14 protein-coding genes are annotated in these 21,415 nt (G+C 37.5%); 6 read left to right on the forward strand and 8 right to left on the reverse strand.

All coding sequences use genetic code 11. The features are described 5' to 3' along the window. Positions 1 to 370 precede the first annotated feature (370 nt). Positions 371 to 2,881, forward strand: coding sequence for a hypothetical protein (locus tag CXF71_RS18000; RefSeq protein ID WP_101234323.1), 2,511 nt, complete (start codon positions 371 to 373; stop codon positions 2,879 to 2,881). Positions 2,882 to 3,094: 213 nt separating this feature from the next. Here the strand turns inward: CXF71_RS18000 and CXF71_RS18005 are convergent, their stop codons facing one another. From CXF71_RS18005 to pdsO, 3 genes are all read right to left on the reverse strand, one after another. Continuing rightward, complete coding sequence (locus CXF71_RS18005; protein ID WP_101234324.1) at positions 3,095 to 3,766, reverse strand: class GN sortase; 672 nt, start codon at positions 3,764 to 3,766, stop codon at positions 3,095 to 3,097. After that, the gene (locus tag CXF71_RS18010; protein ID WP_101234325.1) at positions 3,759 to 5,966 is read right to left on the reverse strand and encodes a marine proteobacterial sortase target protein; all 2,208 of its coding nucleotides are present in this window, start codon (positions 5,964 to 5,966) and stop codon (positions 3,759 to 3,761) included. The genes CXF71_RS18005 and CXF71_RS18010 overlap by 8 nt, the downstream gene beginning before the upstream one ends. A 160-nt stretch (positions 5,967 to 6,126) precedes the next feature. After that, positions 6,127 to 7,005, reverse strand: coding sequence for a sortase-associated OmpA-like protein PdsO (pdsO, locus tag CXF71_RS18015; RefSeq protein WP_101234326.1), 879 nt, complete (start codon positions 7,003 to 7,005; stop codon positions 6,127 to 6,129). A 76-nt stretch (positions 7,006 to 7,081) separates the two neighbouring features. Between pdsO and CXF71_RS21455 the strand changes: the two genes are divergently transcribed. From CXF71_RS21455 to pdsS, 3 genes are read left to right on the forward strand one after another with little or no spacing between them, the layout of a single operon-like run. Continuing rightward, positions 7,082 to 7,255 carry a hypothetical protein gene (locus CXF71_RS21455; protein WP_157826789.1) on the forward strand — a complete coding sequence of 58 codons (174 nt, stop codon included), beginning with the start codon at positions 7,082 to 7,084 and terminating at the stop codon, positions 7,253 to 7,255. 15 nt (positions 7,256 to 7,270) lie between these two features. Next, positions 7,271 to 7,987: a proteobacterial dedicated sortase system response regulator gene (gene pdsR, locus CXF71_RS18020; RefSeq protein ID WP_101234327.1), complete on the forward strand. Its 717-nt coding sequence runs from the start codon at positions 7,271 to 7,273 to the stop codon at positions 7,985 to 7,987. A 2-nt stretch (positions 7,988 to 7,989) separates the two neighbouring features. Beyond that, complete coding sequence (gene pdsS / locus CXF71_RS18025) at positions 7,990 to 10,221, forward strand: proteobacterial dedicated sortase system histidine kinase (RefSeq protein WP_101234328.1); 2,232 nt, start codon at positions 7,990 to 7,992, stop codon at positions 10,219 to 10,221. Between the two features lie 158 nt (positions 10,222 to 10,379). Here pdsS and CXF71_RS18030 read toward each other — a convergent pair whose 3' ends face one another. The 3 genes from CXF71_RS18030 to CXF71_RS18040 all read right to left on the reverse strand — a co-directional run bounded on the left by CXF71_RS18030 (position 10,380) and on the right by CXF71_RS18040 (position 16,423). Further along, on the reverse strand, positions 10,380 to 13,070 hold the full coding sequence (locus CXF71_RS18030) for a TonB-dependent receptor plug domain-containing protein (protein WP_101234329.1): 2,691 nt from the start codon (positions 13,068 to 13,070) through the stop codon (positions 10,380 to 10,382). Positions 13,071 to 13,198: 128 nt separating this feature from the next. Next, a complete protein-coding gene (locus tag CXF71_RS18035) occupies positions 13,199 to 14,866 on the reverse strand; it encodes a hypothetical protein (protein ID WP_101234929.1) in 1,668 nt (555 codons plus the stop codon). A 255-nt stretch (positions 14,867 to 15,121) separates the two neighbouring features. After that, entirely contained in the window at positions 15,122 to 16,423 is a 1,302-nt protein-coding gene (locus tag CXF71_RS18040) for an ammonium transporter (protein ID WP_101234330.1), read from the reverse strand. A gap of 275 nt (positions 16,424 to 16,698) precedes the next feature. Between CXF71_RS18040 and hemF the strand changes: the two genes are divergently transcribed. Next, positions 16,699 to 17,637 carry an oxygen-dependent coproporphyrinogen oxidase gene (gene hemF / locus CXF71_RS18045; RefSeq protein ID WP_198559910.1) on the forward strand — a complete coding sequence of 313 codons (939 nt, stop codon included), beginning with the start codon at positions 16,699 to 16,701 and terminating at the stop codon, positions 17,635 to 17,637. An 89-nt stretch (positions 17,638 to 17,726) separates the two neighbouring features. On the opposite strand, the gene CXF71_RS18050 is transcribed toward hemF, so the two are convergent. Further along, on the reverse strand, positions 17,727 to 17,945 hold the full coding sequence (locus tag CXF71_RS18050; protein WP_101234331.1) for an alternative ribosome-rescue factor A: 219 nt from the start codon (positions 17,943 to 17,945) through the stop codon (positions 17,727 to 17,729). A 206-nt stretch (positions 17,946 to 18,151) separates the two neighbouring features. On the opposite strand from CXF71_RS18050, the gene CXF71_RS18055 reads away from it, so the two are divergent. Next, the gene (locus CXF71_RS18055; protein WP_101234332.1) at positions 18,152 to 18,889 is read left to right on the forward strand and encodes a dienelactone hydrolase family protein; all 738 of its coding nucleotides are present in this window, start codon (positions 18,152 to 18,154) and stop codon (positions 18,887 to 18,889) included. Positions 18,890 to 18,975: 86 nt separating this feature from the next. On the opposite strand, the gene CXF71_RS18060 is transcribed toward CXF71_RS18055, so the two are convergent. Continuing rightward, on the reverse strand, positions 18,976 to 21,264 hold the full coding sequence (locus tag CXF71_RS18060) for a sensor domain-containing protein (protein WP_101234333.1): 2,289 nt from the start codon (positions 21,262 to 21,264) through the stop codon (positions 18,976 to 18,978). Between the last annotated feature and the right edge of the window lie 151 nt (positions 21,265 to 21,415).

Genomic DNA, 21,415 nt, shown 5'->3' on the forward strand with positions numbered 1-21,415 from the left:
TAAAAATATGACACTTAAGTTTCAATAATGTGTCTATTTAGTGACAAAGCTTATCTGGCGGGTATTTAGTAAATGGGTTTTAGAAGGCGTTAGCTAAGTTAAACATAGCTAATGACTATAACTAATGAGGCTGCACAGTGTATTATAAAAAATATAAACGTCTTCAGTTGTATTCTAAACAAGCTATTTTACCCGCAGTAAAATATCCAATAATGCTAGCCTATATACTCTGCAGCCTCACTATTCGATATAAGTACGCTTTTTTGCCTATATTTAGTACTATGTATTAAGCGTAAACTAATAACGTTCGCGAGTTATGGCTTGCGTACCTTTAAGTGTGTTTAGATGACAACATAAGGTTCCACGATTAATGAACAGTGCTATAAGCCCCCACTTACAAAGATTTCAAAAACAAATATTAAGTTTGGTTCCTTATGCAAGCAACGACAGATTAGAATATCTTGTTCAAAAACTTCTCCCTGAAGAAAGCCCTGGTAGACAACTTGCAGTTAAAAATGAAATAAAGAAACTTGCTCAACAAGCCACTAAATCAATTGATCTACGTTTGATTTTTACCGACTGTGAGGTGATTAAGCACAACAAAGTCACCCATTATTTGGATTCAGCAGGTAAAGAGTTCTTCAATAAAAAACTCCTTGAATATCAAAATATCTACACTATAGCGGTATACCATGAGGTTTTTGAAGATGCGCAAGAAAGGGCTATCAATAAAAACAAAAATGATACTGAAAGCAGTAAAAATAATGAAAGCAGCGAAAACAGCGAAAGTAAATTTTCTGAGTTTAAAATAGATAAAACTCAGCCTAAACCCTTAGTTAATAAAAACAGAATAATTAATGAACTAAAGCAACTTAACTCTTCTTGTAAAGTATTTATCAATCCTATTATGGGGATGAGCCCTCAAGGAAAAAGAGAAGTTGGTATTACAGCTAGTATTGAAAAAATGAATAACCGAAAAGTTGTCATTCGAACATCAAATGAAATAGAAAATATAAAGTCGCAAAAAATATATTTATGGTTATATGATCATCATAAAGAAATTGATTTTACTGAAGAGCTTGAGCTTGGCTTTGAAATTATAGATAGTCAAAAATCTTCACTAAAGAATGGTTTTGAATACCTGTTAAAATATTCAAGCCCCTTAACAGATAAACAAATGCGGGTTTTATTCGGCTATTACTTAAGGAAAAAGAATTTAGCAATAATAGGTCCCACAGCACAATTTATCACACCATTATTTGATTCAATCACCTCTAAAGGTTACGAACAATTATACCTAAATAAAACCCATGACATTCCACTACTTTGCTATAAAAAAAATAATGAATGGCATGCAAAAGTAGCAATGAAAACATCAGGTAATGATGAATTATGGAAATTTTTTAGCGATGAACAAGAAAACTTTCATCTACCCGTATTGCTTGGACATAAAGATATTCAACATGCTTTAAACGAACAAAAAAATGTTGATAAGTATGCCTTTTTACTGAAGTCTATTTATAAGGGTACTTTCACCTATTCACTTATTTGGTATGACGAATTTGTTAATGATAGCAGTGTTAAAACGGCTTTTAATCATTACTTCAAAAACAGTCTATTTAGAGTGGTTAAGATATCGTCATCGTTTATTAATCCTGAAGAAGATGCCTACGTCCCCTCAGCGTTACCTTGTCATGTTCATCCTAAAATGGCGGTATTAAATAGAGCAACGCCTAAATCGGCTTTAGATATGATTAGTGATTGTGACCACATGCTCACAGTATCTGATATAACCAGCTTGTATGAAACTATATATCAACCAATACGTGATGATGTTACTGAATTAGCAAGCCTATTACCTGAACGTTACCAACTTAGCGCTATTGATGTTCTGTCTGAAACCGAAATAGTAACCGCTGAAAATGATGATTCACGAAATGAAGATCGCTTCGTATTATCATTTAACATGGCGATAACACGAAGTAATAATGTCGTTACCCATATTTTAGGTAAAACTAAAAATATTTCTATTCAAGGTTTATTAGTCAACCTTGCACAAGAAACTAAATTCAAAGGAGGGGAAGAAATTGAAATTGAATTATTAGTCCCCTTTACCGGACAAGAACGTACACTGACAAAACAAAAATACGTTGTGTTAGGTTATGACAGTCATGGCGCAGTTCGGTTATTAATGAACGCAATTGAAAGTAAACATTTAGCCGGTAGAGCCATACGAAAATATCTTTATCAACATATTGATAACCTTGAAACATGTGGTAAACGGGGTAGCCGCATTTATGGCCTGCAAAAAGCAATGAGAAATATATATGCCCATAATCATTTCTCTATTCCATTTTACTTAAAAGCAACTAAGCACCAGCAATATATTAATGCCGCGAGCTTTAGTGGTAACTCAGCGCTTAAACACCTTGTTTATAAAAATAATAATAGTGAAGAAATTATCCTCAACTTGTTGAGTAATAAAAAATTTAGAGATTCATGCTTGTCAATCATCGCAGCTATCGCATATCAAAAGTTAACGGCTCGTGCTTTCTATATTCTTGTTTTACCGAAAGATAAAAATGAAAGTGAAGAGTACTCGTTTTGGTATCGTGATTTATCGGTACTGAAAAAATCGTCTCAATTAAAAGAATATACCAATAAAGTATCTAATCTTGGTCAGCCCGCAATTTTAAAAGTTGAATTGAAAAAAAGTAATAAAGTTAGGAATATGTATTACCGTGACGAAATAAGTTATTTAAGGAGTTTAGATAAAGATCTGGCTCATGACCTTGAAATTCAATTAGAAAATACTATTGGTATCGGAGAAGTTACTGATTTAACTGATATAGCAATTCAGATGATCCGTAATGCTAAGTAACGGTATATATCCGTTACCAATCAAAGTGCAGGATTTCAGTGGGAATTAAAATAACTTTAGGCCGGAGGATAATTTAAGCATAGCCACTCTATACTTTGATTATTTAACGCCGCATAACGTTATTTAAAACCCATCAAAGAAGCGTTTGAGCAACATCACTCCATCGTTGCTCAAGCACTCTGAAACCTGCATCTTAAATGATTACGGGTATAATCATCTGAGGGAATCTACATGAACCGCTTGAATGACTAGTCGTTGTGTTTTTGCTTTATTTGTCACTTTAAAGGGGTAACAGGTAATCAAAGTTATCATTGTTTCATCTTGGAATAGATAGGATGAAATATCGTATTGCGAGACTATATCGATAGTCATTACGCGGTAACTTAATATTTGCCCCTGTGGGTCTTCCAATAAAAATTCTTCCCCGACATCGCTATTTTCTAGCACATTAAAATGACTGTCGTTATGTGCAGATATCACCGTATTTCCATATTGATTTGGCTTAGCAGAATCTTCGAGCCACGTGGGTGCAAACGCCATAGCTCGTCCTGTCATTCCTGCCATAATAATCCAAGAAACATTCTTCTTTTTATAGGTTAATTTTGCAACTGGATAACTATCTGCCCAGTGCCAAGGCCGATTTCTTTGATCTTTTTCCTGATGCTGTGGTTGAATTTCTTGCTGATATTCATGCTGAGATTCCTGCCATGCATGCTTTAGTAATACTTGTGCTAGCACTGATTTTGCGTACAAGTAACTGGGTTTTATCAGTAATAAACAGGCAATAACAATTAAGCTTAGTAAAATGATTTCATAAGGTTTTTTACTAAGCTTATCCACTGTACTTTTGTTAACAGCGATCTTGGTGGAATTAGTGTTAATCATTATTTTTTCTTTGCGGTATTAACAAGAGCGATATCACTGACATTAGCAATAAACATATCGCGCCATTAAATTGCCATTGCCAATTTAATGCTGTTGACGGCAGCTTTTGTCCCGCCGGTAACATATTTTTTAACTGTTTAGCATTCGCTGTTTGATGGTGTGGCCTAGAGACTTCTTTTTCAACCGCGACTAGACTGGTGAAAGGGGTAACCAAATGATATTTCAAGGCAAGTTCAATAATATTGTCTTTTGCTTTAGACTCTTTATATAACATCAATTGACGATAATGATCGGCAATTTTACGTCTTGCCCATAGGGTCGCCAGTGGCGGTATATTTAACTCCTCCGTCGCCTTAGTGGACACTGTTTTATTCCCCTCAAGACTTCCTAAAAAATTTGCGTCAACATTCTCTTGTTGATAATTTTCAATATTAATGGACCAGATTTCCCCCTGATATATACCAGTAAGTAAACTGTCACTTTGTTCACCCGTTACTTGATAACTGAGAAATAACGGCTCATTCGCATAAACATCTGGAATAGGATTCGGTGTTGTCACTAACACACCATTAGGATTATTCAGGCTCATGTTTAAATCAGTCAGCACTGGTTGACTAAGCTTGGTAAAAAGTCGGTCCATTTGCTTTACCAATTCATTATGATTACTGATAAATTGGTAACTACCACGACCAATCTCCGCCGCTTTTTTCATAAAGTATCGATTAGGTGCCGTACCTAAACCCACAGTAAATAACCGTTTACTACCAATTTTTTTCGCGATATCTGAAAAAATTTCCGCTTCATTACCTACTGCCCCATCCGTTAAAAAAACAATTTGTTGGAGCTTTTCATTTTTACTATTTTTTGCAGTTAACTTTTCATTGAGTACTAAATCTAACGCTGATTTAATTTCAGTGCCTCCGGTAGACTCTAACGCTGAGACAAAACGCCAAGCCTGTTGTTTATTGGTTTCACTAGCAAGCACGGGCGCTTGAAAAAGTTTTGTTGGGTACGAATTAAAAGCAATGAGTTGAAAGCTGTCATGCTCGTGCAAACTCGTTAGTGCATATTTAAATGCTTGCTTGGCTTGTGCTAAAGAATCACCGGCCATAGAGCCCGATGTATCTAATACAAAAGTAAGCTCACGCAGTGGCGTTATTTTATTTGCAGCTGAGTTCTCATTCAATTCCGACAATCCCGGTAGCACCATTAACAAACCATACTTTTTATTTTGATAGGTCTGTTGAAAATTTAATATTTGAGGTAAAGCTTGTGGCTGGTATTGCCATGTTAATTTGAAATCTTTTTCAATCAGTTGATTGACTAGCTTAAGCCTGTAATGCCCCAGCTCCTGTTGTTCAGCGATTAAAGAATGATTTATGCTGTTAACTTGTTCTAATTCTGCACCAGAAAAAAGATCAACCGTTACATCAATAAACTGACCTTGCACTGGATCAGTAGTGGAATATTGCTCGAATGATGAGGTATTTGAGTGTTTTTCTGCTCGACTTTCCGCACGTGCTTGAAAAATCAATGTAGGTAACAAATTATGCGTTGCAGATGTTTTAGAGCCCTTAGGTTGATACCTTGGCGTTATTGCCATAGGAAAATGTAAACTGAACTCCCCTGCTTGATAATCAACCTGTTGAAAGTAACTTAGCTCTACTTCAACTTCTTCATTCGGCGGGATATTTGCCAATTGGGTGGTAAATAAGTTGGGCCTATATTGCTCAATTAGAGCCGCCTTTTTGCCACTTTTCTTAGCATTATTAAAGGTTTTTCTCGCTTGTTTCTTTTCTTGAATTTCTCCAATAATAACGCGATCGCCAACACGCATGCTAAGTTGATTAATTGCCGCATTATCGGGTAAAGGAAATGCGTAAACGCCATGTTGCCAATTATTGCTGGTATTAGTAAATTTTTGTTTCACTTTCACATTCGCTACCAGGCCGTTAATTTCTATCTCGACTTGTGTTTTAAGTTGGGGGGCTTGCAAAAATCGTTTGCTGTTGCTCTGCTTAAAAAGCAAGGTACCTGAGCTAACGTCATTAAGGCTAACTTGATGGTAGTCAGCATCATCATGGTTGTTTTTTTCGACTGCATAAACATGACTACTCATACTGAGAGTCATGCCCAGAGTTATGATCGGAGTTATGCCCGAGATAATAAATAAATTGAAAATAAGTGGGCTGAATTTCATGCCACTACTCCGTTAGCAAACGGTGATTATGTTTTCCCAAGGGTATTAATACCTTGGGGATAATAACCTAAGCACCAAAAGTTGAATAAAAATGTCGAGCAATCATCAGTAAAGATTAGGCGTTAATGAGAGCTCGACCAAGGTTGGCCGTTGGAGGGAATTAATTTACCTCAGCTAATATTTGCGTTTGTGCTATCACTTGCTTGTGTACTATGACAGGCAGCTCTTCTTGACCTGGTACTTTCTGCTCTAGTGTTTTTTGTTCTAGTAACGTCACCTGCTCTTTCGCAATATCCTGCTCAGATACCATGACGGGTTCATCTGCAAATAATTGCACTTCAACACGACGCTCATTAAAGTTGCTACTTGTCGAACGGTTAGCTTGCATTGAGTGACTTTCACCAAATGCTTCCGTGCTGATATAGTTTTCATCAACGCCTAGGTTAACGAGCATTAACTTAACCGACTCAATTCTTGCCTGAGAAAGTTTTAAGTTACTGTCTTCACTGCCACTGGGATCTGAATAACCTGATAAATTCACCGATAACTCAGGGTTTTCTAGCATCATCATAGCTAAGTGCTTAATTTGAGGTGTGTAAAAAGATTCAACTTGTGTTGAGTCAATATCAAATCTAAGGTTTAACTTAAGCTGCTCTAATTTATCAGCATGATTCAATGTTTTTTCTGTTAACGCTAACTCCTCGGTTAACAGGTGTTGTGTTTTTTCACTTTGCGCGAGACGTTTTTCCAAGCTTAGCTTGTCATTGCTCAGTGATGTCATTGCCAGTTTGTTTTTTACTAAATTTGTCTCGACCAGTTCTATTTGATTTTTTTGTTCCTGCGAATGCCCAATAAATAAGCCGATAGTACCCGCGACGACTAAACCAATGGGACCGGCAATCAATCCGCCGATAACAGCACCGGTACTTAGTCCTATTATCTCATTGGTGTTATCAGTCTCTTGTGTTTTGGAAGAAGCCATAACAGGGCTCATTGCTAGAGATAAAATGATGCTTGTGGCGATTAGTTGTTTTTTCATGTTGGTACCCTTAATAATTTATTTAATCGTTTAATTAATATGTCTTAAAATTGTTTACTGTTTTTAAGATTGGTTAATGTTGCTTACGGGATCTATTAAACAACAACCAAATGGCAAAACGGGGGTTGAAAAATGGCAATGTAATGAGCAATTGTGGCGAAAAAAGGGCAATCACGGTTTGACTCTATTTATGTTGGATTTTATGGTAGATAATGTTGTTAAGCAGTTTAATGACAAACTAACTATGTAGTTACAAGGACGCTCAATGAGCCGAAGTATTGCAATCGTTGAAGACGATATTTCCATTAGAAAAAATTATACTGAGCTTTTAGAAAAGCAAGGTTATAAAGTGCAAGCCTACAGTAATCGCAAACAAGCTCAGCTTGCCTTAACAGAGAAATTGCCTGACTTGGCCATCATTGATATTGGTTTAGAAGATGAAATCGATGGTGGATTTACCTTGTGCCAAGCGTTACGTCAATTGTCGAGTTCATTACCTATTATTTTTCTAACAGCTCGTGACAATGACTTTGACACGGTAAGTGGGTTAAGAATGGGCGCAGATGATTATTTAACTAAAGACATTAGTTTACCGCACATGCTCGCCCGAATTGCGGCACTGTTTAGACGAATTGAGGCAAGCCATAAACCCACCAGTAATGATGATAATATTGTAACCGGTTCACTCACTTTATGTCTTGAACGCATGTTGGTTCATTGGCAACAACAGTTAATTGAACTTACTGTTACCGAATTTTGGTTAGTACATTCTTTAATTAAAGTTCCAGGGCATGTTAAAAGCCGTCAGCAACTCATGGAAGATGCCAAAGTGTATGTTGATGACAGCACTATTACTTCTCATATCAAACGTATTCGTAAAAAATTCATCTTGTTAGACAATGATTTTGACTGTATCGACGCGGTTTACGGTATGGGTTATCGATGGAAAGCTGAGAAAGCGGCTGATGGTAAAGTTAATTAACCATGAAATTTAATCGTTTTTCCTTTCGCTTTGGTTTAAGAATAAAGTTATTTTTACTTTCTTTGTTTTTATTCGCGATCCCATTATTAGGTTATCAATACGTATGGGAAATGGAAAAGTATTTACGTATTGGCCAAGAAAAAACCTTAATGGGTACAGTACGTGCTGTTGCAACGGCTCTGCACGAACGACCAAATTTATTTAATCGACAAGCCAGTTTCTTACCTACGGTACAAAAAGGCCGTGATCTATACGCCTACCCTATTGTTGATCCTATCCAGCTCGACGGAAAATTAGATGATTGGCATAATCAACATAGAGCATTAAATTATCAACAAGATTATTTAATTGAAGGACATGATATTTATCAAGCGCAAAGTCTCTCTTTTAAACATATGGTGGGTAAATACCGTGATCATCTGTATGCCTATTTTTCGGTAATCGACGACAGCGTTGTTTATAGAGCTGAAAACAGTTTAAAAATAGATAAAAATGATTTATTACAAATTGCATTTATTACTCCTGCGGGTGATTTTCGTCGCTATATTATCTCAACTAAAGCGCCTGGCTGGGTAACCGCTTATCAGATTGATACTCATTCATCCGTTGGCTCATCCGACAGCTCATATGATAGCTCATACGGTAATAAACCTTTAGCTCCAGAGCCGAGAATTCAGGGCATGTGGATTGAAACAGAGCGAGGTTACACTATTGAATTACGACTACCGTTAACCTTGTTAGGAAGCCAATTAAGTTTCGCCATTAGTGACATTGATCAGCATCGTAAAGAACAAAAAATTACCCTAGGCACTTCACCCTTTAAACAAGCAGATCAATTAGGCACCGTTTTATTACCCTCACCTGAAATTGAACGCATTTTAAAAGGCTTAGATCATACTGAATCGCGTATATGGGTGGTCGATAAACATGGTCGCGTATTAGCCAAAGCGGGTGATATTAAAAACTCAGATGGAGTTTGGGGGAAAATGACTAAACCAGAACTTACTGATACTTGGTATCGCCCACTTCAGCAGCAGTTATTAGCAATATATGACAAAATTTTAACAACACCACCTAAAGATTTTAATGATCAACTTTATGATGTTGCCCATTTGCAAGGTAGTCATCTCACCAAGGCACTCAATGGTAAACGCGGGGCAACTTGGCGGTTAACAACAGACAATAAAGCAGTTATTTTATCTGCGGCTTATCCTATTTACAGTGACGGCGAAGTAAAAGGTGCGGTCATTGCAGAAGAAACCACCAATGGTATTAGAACCTTAAGAAATCAAGCATTACAAAGTTGGTTTAACGTTATTCTGGCCGTAATGGGGCTAGGCACATTTGCCTTGTTTGTTTTTGCATCTCGCACGTCAAACCGAATTCGTGCCTTACGTAATCAAACGGAACAAGCGATTGATGAGCAAGGTAAAATAATTCACCCTATTGCAATGAGTAAGGCATCTGATGAAGTTGGCGATTTACAGCGTACTTTCGCTTTAATGGTGCAACGCTTAAGTCAATATACACAATACCTTCAAGGCATGTCGGCAAGTTTATCACATGAATTAAGAACGCCAGTAGCCGTGGTAAAATCGTCACTTGAGTCGTTAGAGCTAGATTTACCTGCCAGCCAAAATAATGTTTATATGCACCGAGCAAAAGAAGGTGTTAATCGCTTATCGACAATTTTAACCTTAATGAGTGAAGCGACCCGTTTAGAGCAGAGTTTACAAAATACAGAGAAAGTAAGTTATGCCATTGACGAGGTTGTTTCGGGTTGCGTGCAAGGTTATCAGTTAACGCAACCTCAGCAAGATTTTACCTTATCAATCGACTCATTTAACGATAATTCTAACGATAACCTTAACGAAAATAAGGTTAATGGTGGGCCCGAACTATTGGCGCAACTTTTAGATAAGTTACTTGCTAATGCCGTAGAGTTTTCGACGATAGATACCACTATTGATATAAAACTAACCCTTAAAAATGGTTACTTTATTTTAACCATTAGTAATATAGGTGAGTTATTACCGAACGCGATGCAAGATCGTTTATTTGATTCGATGGTGTCTGTCCGTAAAGGTAAGCAAGACCCACAACCGCATTTAGGCTTAGGACTCTACATTGCTCAGTTAATTGCACAGTTTCATCTTGGCAGCGTTGAGCTAGTTAATAATGAAAATGCGACCGGTGTTGATGCCATAGTAACTATTCCTTCAGCAAAAAAATAAAAAAACGTATATTTATGTTTGGTTGAACCAGACAAAGAAAAGCGCAATATAGTCGTTAAGTGGCTATATTGCGCTAAAAACTAATATACATTAAACACATCTTAAAAAGCTAAAAACACTGCTAATTTTGCGCTCAACAGTATCTAAATAATTAACCATTAAAATTCATATTTATAACTCAATTCCATTATTGTACCGACTTCTTTAGAGCGGACTGTTATATCGGATTGAGTAACATCCTGACCTTCACCTAGTATATTTTTAACTTTTAATTTAATGGTTGAATCAAAACTTGGATAATATGTATACACAACATCTAATGAATTAAATGGTTGTTCAAAGGCATCTTCACGCCCACCAACGCCGGAAGCCAGTATACGCTCACCAAAAACATTATATAAAAGTGAACCAGAGTGATTACCGTTATCAGAATCATAACCTAACTGAAAATTCACCACATACTTTGAATGACCAGTCATCCTTTTAGTTGAATTTGTTAAATTCCCTGCATAAGCAGGATCAATAGAGACTTCTGAATCACTCAACGTAATATTACCAGAGGTAAATAATCCACTAGTAAGCCAAGTTAGGCTATGTAGCCATTCCATTTCAATACCATACACTTCGGCTGTCTCACCATTAACAAATGTCATGGTGTAATCTTCATCGCCAACCGACAATACATTTTCAATAGGTGATTCAATATCTTTATAGAAAGCAGCAATACTATAATTATCGCCATTATCGCCATAATATTCGAAACGGGCGTCATAGTTTTTCAATGGACTACTTTCCAAGCCGCTTCTACCGATAGTTCGAATATCGGTTAGAGGGTCATAGTAAGCCACTGGCACAACCTCACGTATATCTGGGCGCACTACCGTTTCACCATAACCAATACGTATTTGATAATGACTATCCGCCACGTATGTCATTGACAATGCAGGGAAAAAATCATGAGATAAAATAGTGCCATCTTCTATTTTTTCTGGAGAGAAAAATATATCTAACTCAGCTTTTGAAAAAATCAAACTTGATGTACCAACAGAAACTTGCTTGAATTCTTCATATCGTATGCCGCCACTAATGCGCCATTTATTATCATAAAACACATCAAATTCACCATAATAGGCATCGATTTTCTGCGCGGCTAAATAATCATCGGCATCTGGAGCCGTTGGTTCATTAAAATCAACTAAGAATGAGTGAGTATCAACTAATTCGTCAGTAAGGTAACTCGTAATACCTAAGACCCTATCTTCATTATTATTAACAGGTATAAAAACCCCTGAATCATTATTTACCGCAAAAGAAGAAGTATTATAAAGCCGAGCTTTATCGGTAAAGTCATAACCAGCCTTAAACTCCATTTGATAATTACCGACATAGACCGGTAGCACTAAATTACCACCATAAGACTTTACATTGTCCTCTAGATCGATAAAAGAATATACCGCTCGATTATCATCACCCGACACTTCTGATTTACTGTATTCACCGTCAATATAACTGTCATCAAATTTATACGTTACATCAATTGGGATTTCAGTTTTTGCCGTCGACTCAGTGTATTGCCAATCAAAACCTAAACCGCCATAATCTAAAAAAGTATGTTGGCCAATAGCTTGTGTTATACGTAATTCACGATCTTCATAACTAAACTCATGAACTCTATCTGCTTGACCATTACCAAAAATAGTATTCACTGTACTGCCATTAGGGCTTTGTGAAATACCTACTTCAGTTGTATCATCAGAATCAGCTAAATAAATTTCGGATAAAGACACACTATGGGTATCAATTTCATAACCAAGACTTAATACTCCGCTTAGCCGTTCACTTTCTGTGGTAACTAAAGACTCTGTTGCGGTATTAAAACAAGAGTTGGCGATATCTGCTGTTGTTAATAATTGCTGGCTACAATCGTCAGAAAAATTTTCGCTTAGTACCGCTTGAAATTTATTTGAGCTGTCCCACTCATTTTTATATGAGCCTGCCAATAAAAAGCCAATTTGACCACCAAACCAGTTTTCATCAAAGCTATTACCAATATGAGCTTTAATGCCGTAATTTGGATCTAACGACTCCTCAGTCATTTCCATATTACGCGGTAAAGATTTTAATAAGTCGCTATTAATAACTCTTGCTTGGTCAGCTTTATCGTCACCGACTAAATGATCATTATTGATAATACTACGTAGGCTAAAATCCCCTTTATATTGAACAATAGCGTTATTTAGTAGCTCTGGAATTCCATCATCATTACGATTGTAGGTATTGCCAGAGCCTGAATTGGAATTGTATCCCGCACCTAATTCAATACCTGCAGTAAAATCTTTTGGTACTGTCTTAGTACGAATATCAACATTACCACCGCCAAATGCTGCAGGCATAGAAGGAGAGTAAACTTTTTGCACGGATAAACTTTCTATAATACTTGCAGGAAAAATGTCTAACGGTACAACATTCCTTGTCAAATCTGGGCTTGGAATACTGGCTCCGTTTAAACGCGCACTTGAGTAACGTTCACCCAAACCACGCACATAAATAAACTTGCCATCAACCAAGGTTAACCCTGTAACACGACGTAATGCCGAAGCAGCATCACTATCGCCTGTTCTTGACATTTCATCTGCGCCTAATATATCAGCAACAAAAGCTTGATTTTTTCTTTCTTCAATTACTGCGGCAGCACTACCTTTTAAACGACTAGCGACTACAACAACTTCTTCCATTCCGTCTTGTTGAGCTTGTGTATCTTGCTCTTGAGCATGAAGGGTATTGGTGTACGATAACAATCCCAAACTGACTGCAAGCGTCACTTTTTTGAGTTTATTTTGAGTTTTCATATGGAAATTCTATCCTCAAATAAAAAATAGGCACACCACGCATATAACCAGTAGGTACCTATTTTTATAAGCTATTCTTTATAAAAATTTACAAAAGCACTTTGTAAATTAGTGTAGAGAAACTGAGATTAATCTAGATCTGCGGCAGTAATTGCTGTTTCTACCCACTTATACCAATCTGAACCAGTGTCTTGGTCTGAAACAGCTCCAACATGACTTACTGTTTCAAAGAAACTGTCATTTAACGAAGATAAGTCATTTGCTGTTACTGTGATGTCTGTAGACGAAGTGTTTGTTGCAAAACCATTAGCAACAAGTACTGAAGCATTGCCACCTATACGTTCGTTGGCGCCGCTATTATCAAACCAATCTGTTTTCGCTGTACCTTGTAATGCAACTGGCGCTTTACTACCAAAAACACTGTCGCCTTTAAATTCATTGATACAAGCCATTGCTGAGCTAGTGAAAGAAAGGGTGTCTGCATTTTTTTCGCCGTCGCTCTTAAACTGCACACAATCAGTACCATTGGTACCGTCATTTTTTACCATCAATACGTTGTAGTACATGCCTTTAATAGCATCATCAAATTTAAATGCTTGTGAAGGGTCACCGTCACGTAAAGACTTACCGTCAGTAGTAATAACTGTTACGTTGGCAATAATTGGGTTAGATGCTGGTGCTTGACTATATTCTGCACCGGAGTTTTTCTCACCATCTGTTTCAAAACCATTATTTCCCATGAATAATGGCGTGCCTGCAGGAAATATTTCTTCTGGTTTTTCTTCAACGCCATTTTCAACAATAGCCGGACTAATAACTTCTTTCTTACTTTTAACCGTGCCATGCTTAACTACGATAAATTGTGCTTTACCCTGCCAACCACCATCAATATCAATGCCATCATCTTGAGTATCAGTTACTACAATATGCTTAAGTGTGGCTGCACCACCAAAAAACTCAATGCCGTCATCAAAACCTTGGTGAATGTGTATATAATCGAAAGAAGTACCTGAGCCAACACCGTTTAATGTAAGTGAGTTAAGGTCGTCGCCTGCACCGCCTGTTTTAGGTCCAGAGCCTGCATACCAAATTTTAGCGTACTGAATGGTGCCACTATTATCAGTATTGTCATTGCCGCCAAAGTGACTTAACACACCTTCTGTAGGTGCATTACAAGTACCTGCATCACGTGATACATCAGTACATTGATTAGTAATACCAAAACCGTTAATTATAATACCACCCCAATCAGCAAATTGAGGACCATCACCAACGACATCTAAACGGTCATAAGCATTAGTAGAAGTAAAGTTGATAGGTTTATCAATGGTACCAACCGCATTAATTTTAGCACCTCGAGCAACACGAATAATCGCTTCACCAGAATCAAATGCTAAATTAGCACCTGCAGCAATAGTTAATGTGGGTCCATTAGCCGCTACCGTACAGGAAGTTGTAGTATTACAGTCTTTACCAATTAATAATGCACCGCTAAAAACATGCACTCCATCACTTTCAAGCTCAGCAAAAGTTAAATCTTCAGTTACTTCAACATTTTTACTAGCAAAAGCAGCGCTATAAGAACAATCTTGGCCATCAAAAGCACCTTGTAAATCACCACGTGTAGCACATGGGTTGGTATCGCCAACAGGAGGTGTAGTGTTACCTGAATTGTTGGTACTATTGTCAATACTATTGTCATTTACTGTAGGTGTAACATTAATGTCTCCACCACAACCTGCCAACGCTAATGCACCTGCAACGATACTTACTTGAAATATTTGTTTTAATTTAATTTGCATTTTATCTCTGCTCCGCGGAGTTATAATTGTTAAAATATGTAAACCTGAGTAATTGCCCGACATGCTACAAGAGAAAAATGACAGAAATGTTTTAGAAGTGTGACTATTTGATGTTGTTAATATTTCATAAAAATGACAGTGACTGGTAAAGTAGGGTACAAAAAAAGCGCCGAAGCGCTTTATTTAAAGGGGTTGTAAAGAAGTTACCAACGACTAACAATCGATTATTTATCTTCCTTGTAAAGACTCTTACAAATGATAACCTGATTCTTCATGTGCAGACTGATCTAACCCGTTAACTTCTTGCTCTTCATCAACACGTAAACCGCCCGTCATTAAACTAACCAATTTAAGAATAATATAGGTAACTATTGCGGTATAAATGAATGTAGAAACGATACCAATAAGTTGTACTCCGACTTGCTCAGCCATAGTAGCAATACCCTCAGCAAAACCATAACCACTAAACACTCCAAGGCTGGTTGCTGAGAAAACACCGACTAATAGCGTACCTAAAATACCACCGACACCATGGACAGGAAATACATCGAGGGAATCATCAATTTTTAATTTTTGCTTAATATAAACGGTTGAATAAAAACAAACAAAACCTGCACTGATACCAATAACCAATGCGCCGCCAGGGCCTACAAAACCTGAAGCGGGTGTAATTGTTCCCAAACCAGCAACCATACCCGTAACAGCACCTAAAACACTAGCCTTGCCAAATTTTTTCCATTCAATAGCAGCCCAAGTTAGGGTACCTGCTGCGGCTGAAATATGCGTAACGAGCATAGCCATAGAAGCATCGCCGTTAGCCGTTAACGCACTACCACCATTAAAACCAAACCAACCTACCCAGAGCATACCCGCACCAGTAACTGTCATTGTTAAGTTATGTGGCAACATAGGTGTTTTAGGGAATCCTCGACGAGGACCAACAACCACTGCCGCAACCAAGGCGGCGGTACCTGCAGTAATATGTACTACAATACCGCCGGCAAAATCATAAACGCCCATTTGCGCTAACCAACCGCCTCCCCAAACCCAATGGGTAACGGGGGCATAAACAGCCAATAACCAAATACCACTAAACAGCAACACTGAGGAAAACTTCATTCGCTCGGCAAAACCACCAATAATTAGCGCAGGAGTTATAATCGCAAAAGTCATTTGAAAGAGCATAAATAAACTTTCAGGAATGTCTCCTGATAAAGTATCTTTAGGAATACCATGCATCATCACTTTACTGAAATCACCAATAAAGGCATTACCTTCAGTAAAAGCTAAGCTGTAGCCGACCAATAACCATAAAATTGAAGATATTGAACCGATAGCAAAACATTGCATTAAAATTGAAAGTACATTCTTTTTACGGACCAAACCACCGTAAAAGAGCGCTAATCCCGGTAAGGTCATCAATAAAACTAATGCGGTGGATGTTAATATCCAACTAGTGTTTGCCCCATTAAGTTGAGCCTCCTCTGCCCACACAATAGTGGGGAAAAATAGGCTTAGTAAAGTTAAACACAAGATTAAGGCTTTGCTCATAGTTGTTTCCATAGTGAATTATTCAATAACTGGACTCTATAAAGCACAAAACAAGCCAAAAAATAACAGACCATTTTTCATGACGTTAGAAAGTACAAGCGTTAATACAGTGCCTTGATGCACCATAAAGACCCAAAGACCCGCATCCACCGCCCCTTAATGGTGCGAGCTGCACGAAATAAGTGAGTCTTTTATTTTTCAGGTTAGCTTGCCTCTCTGATAGCCATTACCTACAATGACTTCCTCACAGTTAATGGCTAACCGACGGTAAGAAGATGGACTCACAATTAAGTTCGACAACGAACATTGAAATCACACCAATCATCGCATTTTTCAAAAGCCTACAAGATAAAATTTGTCAGGCATTAGAAGAAGCTGACGGCACCGGAAAATTTATTGAAGATAACTGGCTCCGTAAAGAAGGTGGCGGCGGAAGAACTCGCGTCATGACCAATGGCACTGTTGTAGAGCAAGGAGGGGTCAATTTTTCTGTGGTATCTGGGGATAAATTACCGCCATCTGCCACGGCTCATCGTCCAGAACTTGCCGGTAGAACTTGGCAAGCCTGTGGCGTCTCACTTGTTATTCATCCAAAAAATCCAAACATTCCCACTGCACACGCTAATGTACGTTTTTTCATTGCAGAAAAAGAGGGTGAGAAACCAGTTTGGTGGTTTGGTGGTGGTTTTGATTTAACGCCTTTTTATCCTAATGATGAAGATGTTCAACATTGGCATCAAACCGCTTTCGATTTATGTCAGCCTTTTGGTGACAATGTGTACAACGATCATAAAAAATGGTGTGATGAATACTTTTATTTAAAACATCGCGATGAAACACGCGGCGTCGGTGGCTTATTCTTTGATGATTTAAATCAATGGGATTTCAACACCTGTTTTGATTATGTTAAAGCCGTTGGCCAAGGATTTATTGATGCTTACGTCCCTATTATGCATCGTCGTAAAGATGATATTTATGGTGAACAAGAACGTCAATTTCAGCTTTATCGCCGTGGTCGCTATGTTGAATTTAACTTAGTCTTTGATAGAGGTACTTTGTTTGGTCTTCAATCCGGTGGCAGAACTGAATCTATTTTGATGTCGATGCCGCCACTTGCCCGTTGGGAATATAATTTCCAAGCGGATGAAGGGAGTAGCGAGGCTAAATTAGCTGACTATTTAAGTCCAAAAGATTGGTTAAAGGTATTGAAGTAAAGTGTCGTTAATACTGCACAAAGAACTTAGCTTTAAATAGGCAATATAAATTAGGAAAGTCTTATTTAATAAGGGCTTTAAGTAAGTACTTAAGCCGCCATTAAATAAGACTCTCGTCCTACGTTCTTAGCTTTACGCTGGTATGAACCTTTTCCTTTTTTAGCTTTTACTACCTGCATTTTATAAACTTTTGATGTAACTAGCGCGGCTAAAAAGTTACCTTTAATTTGTCCTCTACCCAATTCTGTTTCACTTTTATTTACTTTAACAGTGCCCGCTTTCGCTAAGGGCTTCTTCGGCTTATTCATGATTTATCCTTTTAATGTGTCTTATTTATTACGTTAAAATTAGTAGATTAAAGTCATCACACTCATGTAATGACGCTTTATTATACGCTTTAAATCTTAAATAGTAAGCTAGTACTATTTTTATTGTCAGTCTACAAGTAAACTAAATTGCAATAATATATGCATCCTCTTTCTTCCTTTTCAAGTACAAGGACACTTTAATACTAATGATGATTCAACAACACAACCATGATATTGACACTCCCACTGGCACAATGCGCACCTACGTCTACCGTCCACAAGCACAGGGCAAGTTTCCAACGATTATTTTTTACTCTGAAATTTTCCAACAAACGGCGCCCATAGCAAGAACGGCAGCATTGATGGCTGGGCATGGTTTTGTTGTACTCGTACCCGAAGTTTTTCATGAACTAAATCCGATAGGAACAGTGTTAGGCTACGATGATTCGGGTAAAGATAAAGGTAACCAAGATAAGTGGGCTAAGCCTTTAGAGCATCACGATAGTGACACACAAGCCTTAGTGAGTTTTGTTCAACAACAAGATTATTGCACGGGCAACATAGGAAGCATGGGCGTTTGCATTGGCGGTCATCTCGCTTATCGCGCCGCTTTACATAAGAGTATTTTAGCCGCCGCTTGTTTATACGCCACAGACATTCATTCAGGCGATTTACCAAGTGATGAAGGCAATGATTCGCTAACACGTACCCAAGATATTAAAGCCGAGTTGCTGATGATTTGGGGTAAGCAAGACCCACATATTCCTGATGAAGGTCGTATGATGATTCATCAAAATCTATTAGCTTCAGGTAATGTTTTCTCATGGCATGAGTTTAATGCCTCGCATGCCTTTATGCGCGATGAAGGCGAACGCTATGATCCTCAGCTTGCTCTACGAGTGTACGGTATGTCTGTTGAACTTTTTAATAGAACATTAGCCTAATCGAGTATTAGCTTAACACTCGGTTTACTGCAGTAGCTTGGCTCTTACAGCCAAGCTACTGCTCAAAGGTCTATGCCAAATAATAGCTACGTTGACGGTAAGTAGCTTAAAGGCTCAACCTGAATATCTCCGCCCTTCTCAACAAGTAAGGTAATTAACTGCTCTGGCAACACAGGTTTACTAAACCAATAACCTTGGATTTCATCACAACCTAAACTGCGTAAAAAATCAACATGGCTTTCCTCTTCCACCCCCTCAGCAATTAACGATAGGTTTAAACTTTTTCCTAAAGAGATAATAGTTTTTATAATGGCTTTATCTTCATCATTTTTATGACAATCACGAATAAAGGACTGATCAATCTTCAATTTATCAATTGGAAAACGTTTTAAATAAGAAAGTGATGAATAGCCAGTACCAAAATCATCAATAGATAAATGTAAACCTGATGATTTAAGGTGCTTCAATACTGACAGGGTATTTTCTTCATTGTTTATAAATACGCCTTCCGTTATTTCTAACTCAAGGTTTCCAGGGGGTAACTTCACCTCGTCCAAAGCACGTTGTACCGTATGGCAAAACTGTGGGTGACTAAATTGTCGGGGTGATACATTCACTGCAACAATAATGTCGATATAACCTAAATCAACTAATTGCTTAGCAAATCGACAAGCTTGCTCTAATATCCACTGACCTATAGGAATGATTAATCCTGACTGCTCAGCTAAAGGAATAAAATCTACCGGGGAAATTACATCCCCTCCGTGACGCCAGCGAACTAAGGTTTCGATGCCCGTTACTCGGTTCGATTTAAGGTCTAATTGTGGCTGAAAGACTAAAAATAATTCTTGTTTAGCAACCGCATGACGAAGTTTATTAATTAACTCGATACTCTTTTGTCTATTTTCTGAAAAAATGGCCTCATAAAGACAAAAATTATTATGTTGGTTTTCACTGGCAACCGCTAAAGCACTATGGGCACACATAATTAAAAAATTACGATCTTCGCCATGTGTAGGATAACAGCCATAGCCAAAATCTAATTCGACAAAGAATTCCCCACAATGAGTAATCAGTGATTGGTCCGCAACATCACTGACTACTTTAGTCAATCCTTGCAAAGCGAGAGAGTTATTACTCTTGCTACATAACAAGCCAAACTGACTATCATTGATTTGGTAAAAGTAAACGCCCGTAGGTAATGCTTGTGAAATGTTTATCACTAATGCCTTTACTAGTGCTTCGGTCGCTTCCAAACCTAAAGTACTGACTTTTTCATCAAAAGCACGAATAGCAAAAATACCTAATGAGAAATGTTCACCTCGAGTAATAGCGCTATCAATATCTTTATTAAATTTATATTGATTGGGTAAGTTTGTCTCTTGATTATAAAACGCTAGATGTTTTACTTGCTCTTCAGCTAATTTTCGCTCGGTAACATCCTTGATGTGAATATCATAAGCATCAATTTCCTCATGCCAATAAACGCTAATTTGTAAAATATGATCATTAAGCATTTGATCAACAGTAACATTGTGATCTTGTTGCGAGCTTAATTTTTGTCTTAAAGAGAGAAAATTACTGGGCAGCAAGTAATTGAAGTCAGCCGCTTGATGTCCTACACAAAGTAATAATTTCTCACTGGCAGGATTCGCAAAAACAACCTCCCCCAAATTATTAACGCTTAATATTGGATTAGGGTTTTGATGTGAAAATAATGCCAAACGGGTGTTTTTTGCTTGTGTGAGCATATACTGACGGATATACCAAGAAATGACCCCGGCAATGAGTACAATAGAAATGCCATAAATAATGACTAACCAATGCGATATCGCCATCTGCTCTAAGGTAGCTTTGTGACCTTCATCAACTGTTTTTTTTGTTTGCTGTTCAATAGACTTAATTGTTGGCAGTAGCTGCCTTCTTACCGTTGACACTTTTGTTAAAATAGCCCGCAGTTCATCCCAATTATCTTCATCAACTTGCATTGCTTGATAAAAATTTTCAAACAAAGCCGCTATTTTTTGCTGACCTTTAACGATAACGCCTGCTTCATCGGCAAAACGGTCTTGCGATAAAATAACGGCTAAGTGCATATTGAAGTTATTTTTAACCTCTGCAGTAGACGCGATAAAAATACCATTATCTTGTGAGCGATAGTATTCATATATGATTCGTTCCTGCTCGCTCAAATCAGCTATTAATTCGTTAATACTAGTTAATATTGGGATACGATTACTGACTAAATCAATAGCATTCGTTTTGACATTGACCGTTGATTGATAAACAACAAACGATAATGCCAACCCCATAAAAATTGCAAAGCCAGCTAATAGTGATGCTCTTACTAAATAAGGCTTGCTCATTGATGACATGGTGAATCCTTGTTTATTGAAGAATTTTTACTAGTAAATAAGTTGACACGGTTTTCAATGAAATAATTGCAGTAATTATAAATTATCTTCTAACTCTTACTCTGTCAGTAAAGATGTAGTGGCAATGAAATGCAAGATTTCATATTGTAGG

The sequence above is a fragment of the Colwellia sp. 12G3 genome, from assembly GCF_002836775.1.
Taxonomy (GTDB): domain Bacteria; phylum Pseudomonadota; class Gammaproteobacteria; order Enterobacterales; family Alteromonadaceae; genus Colwellia.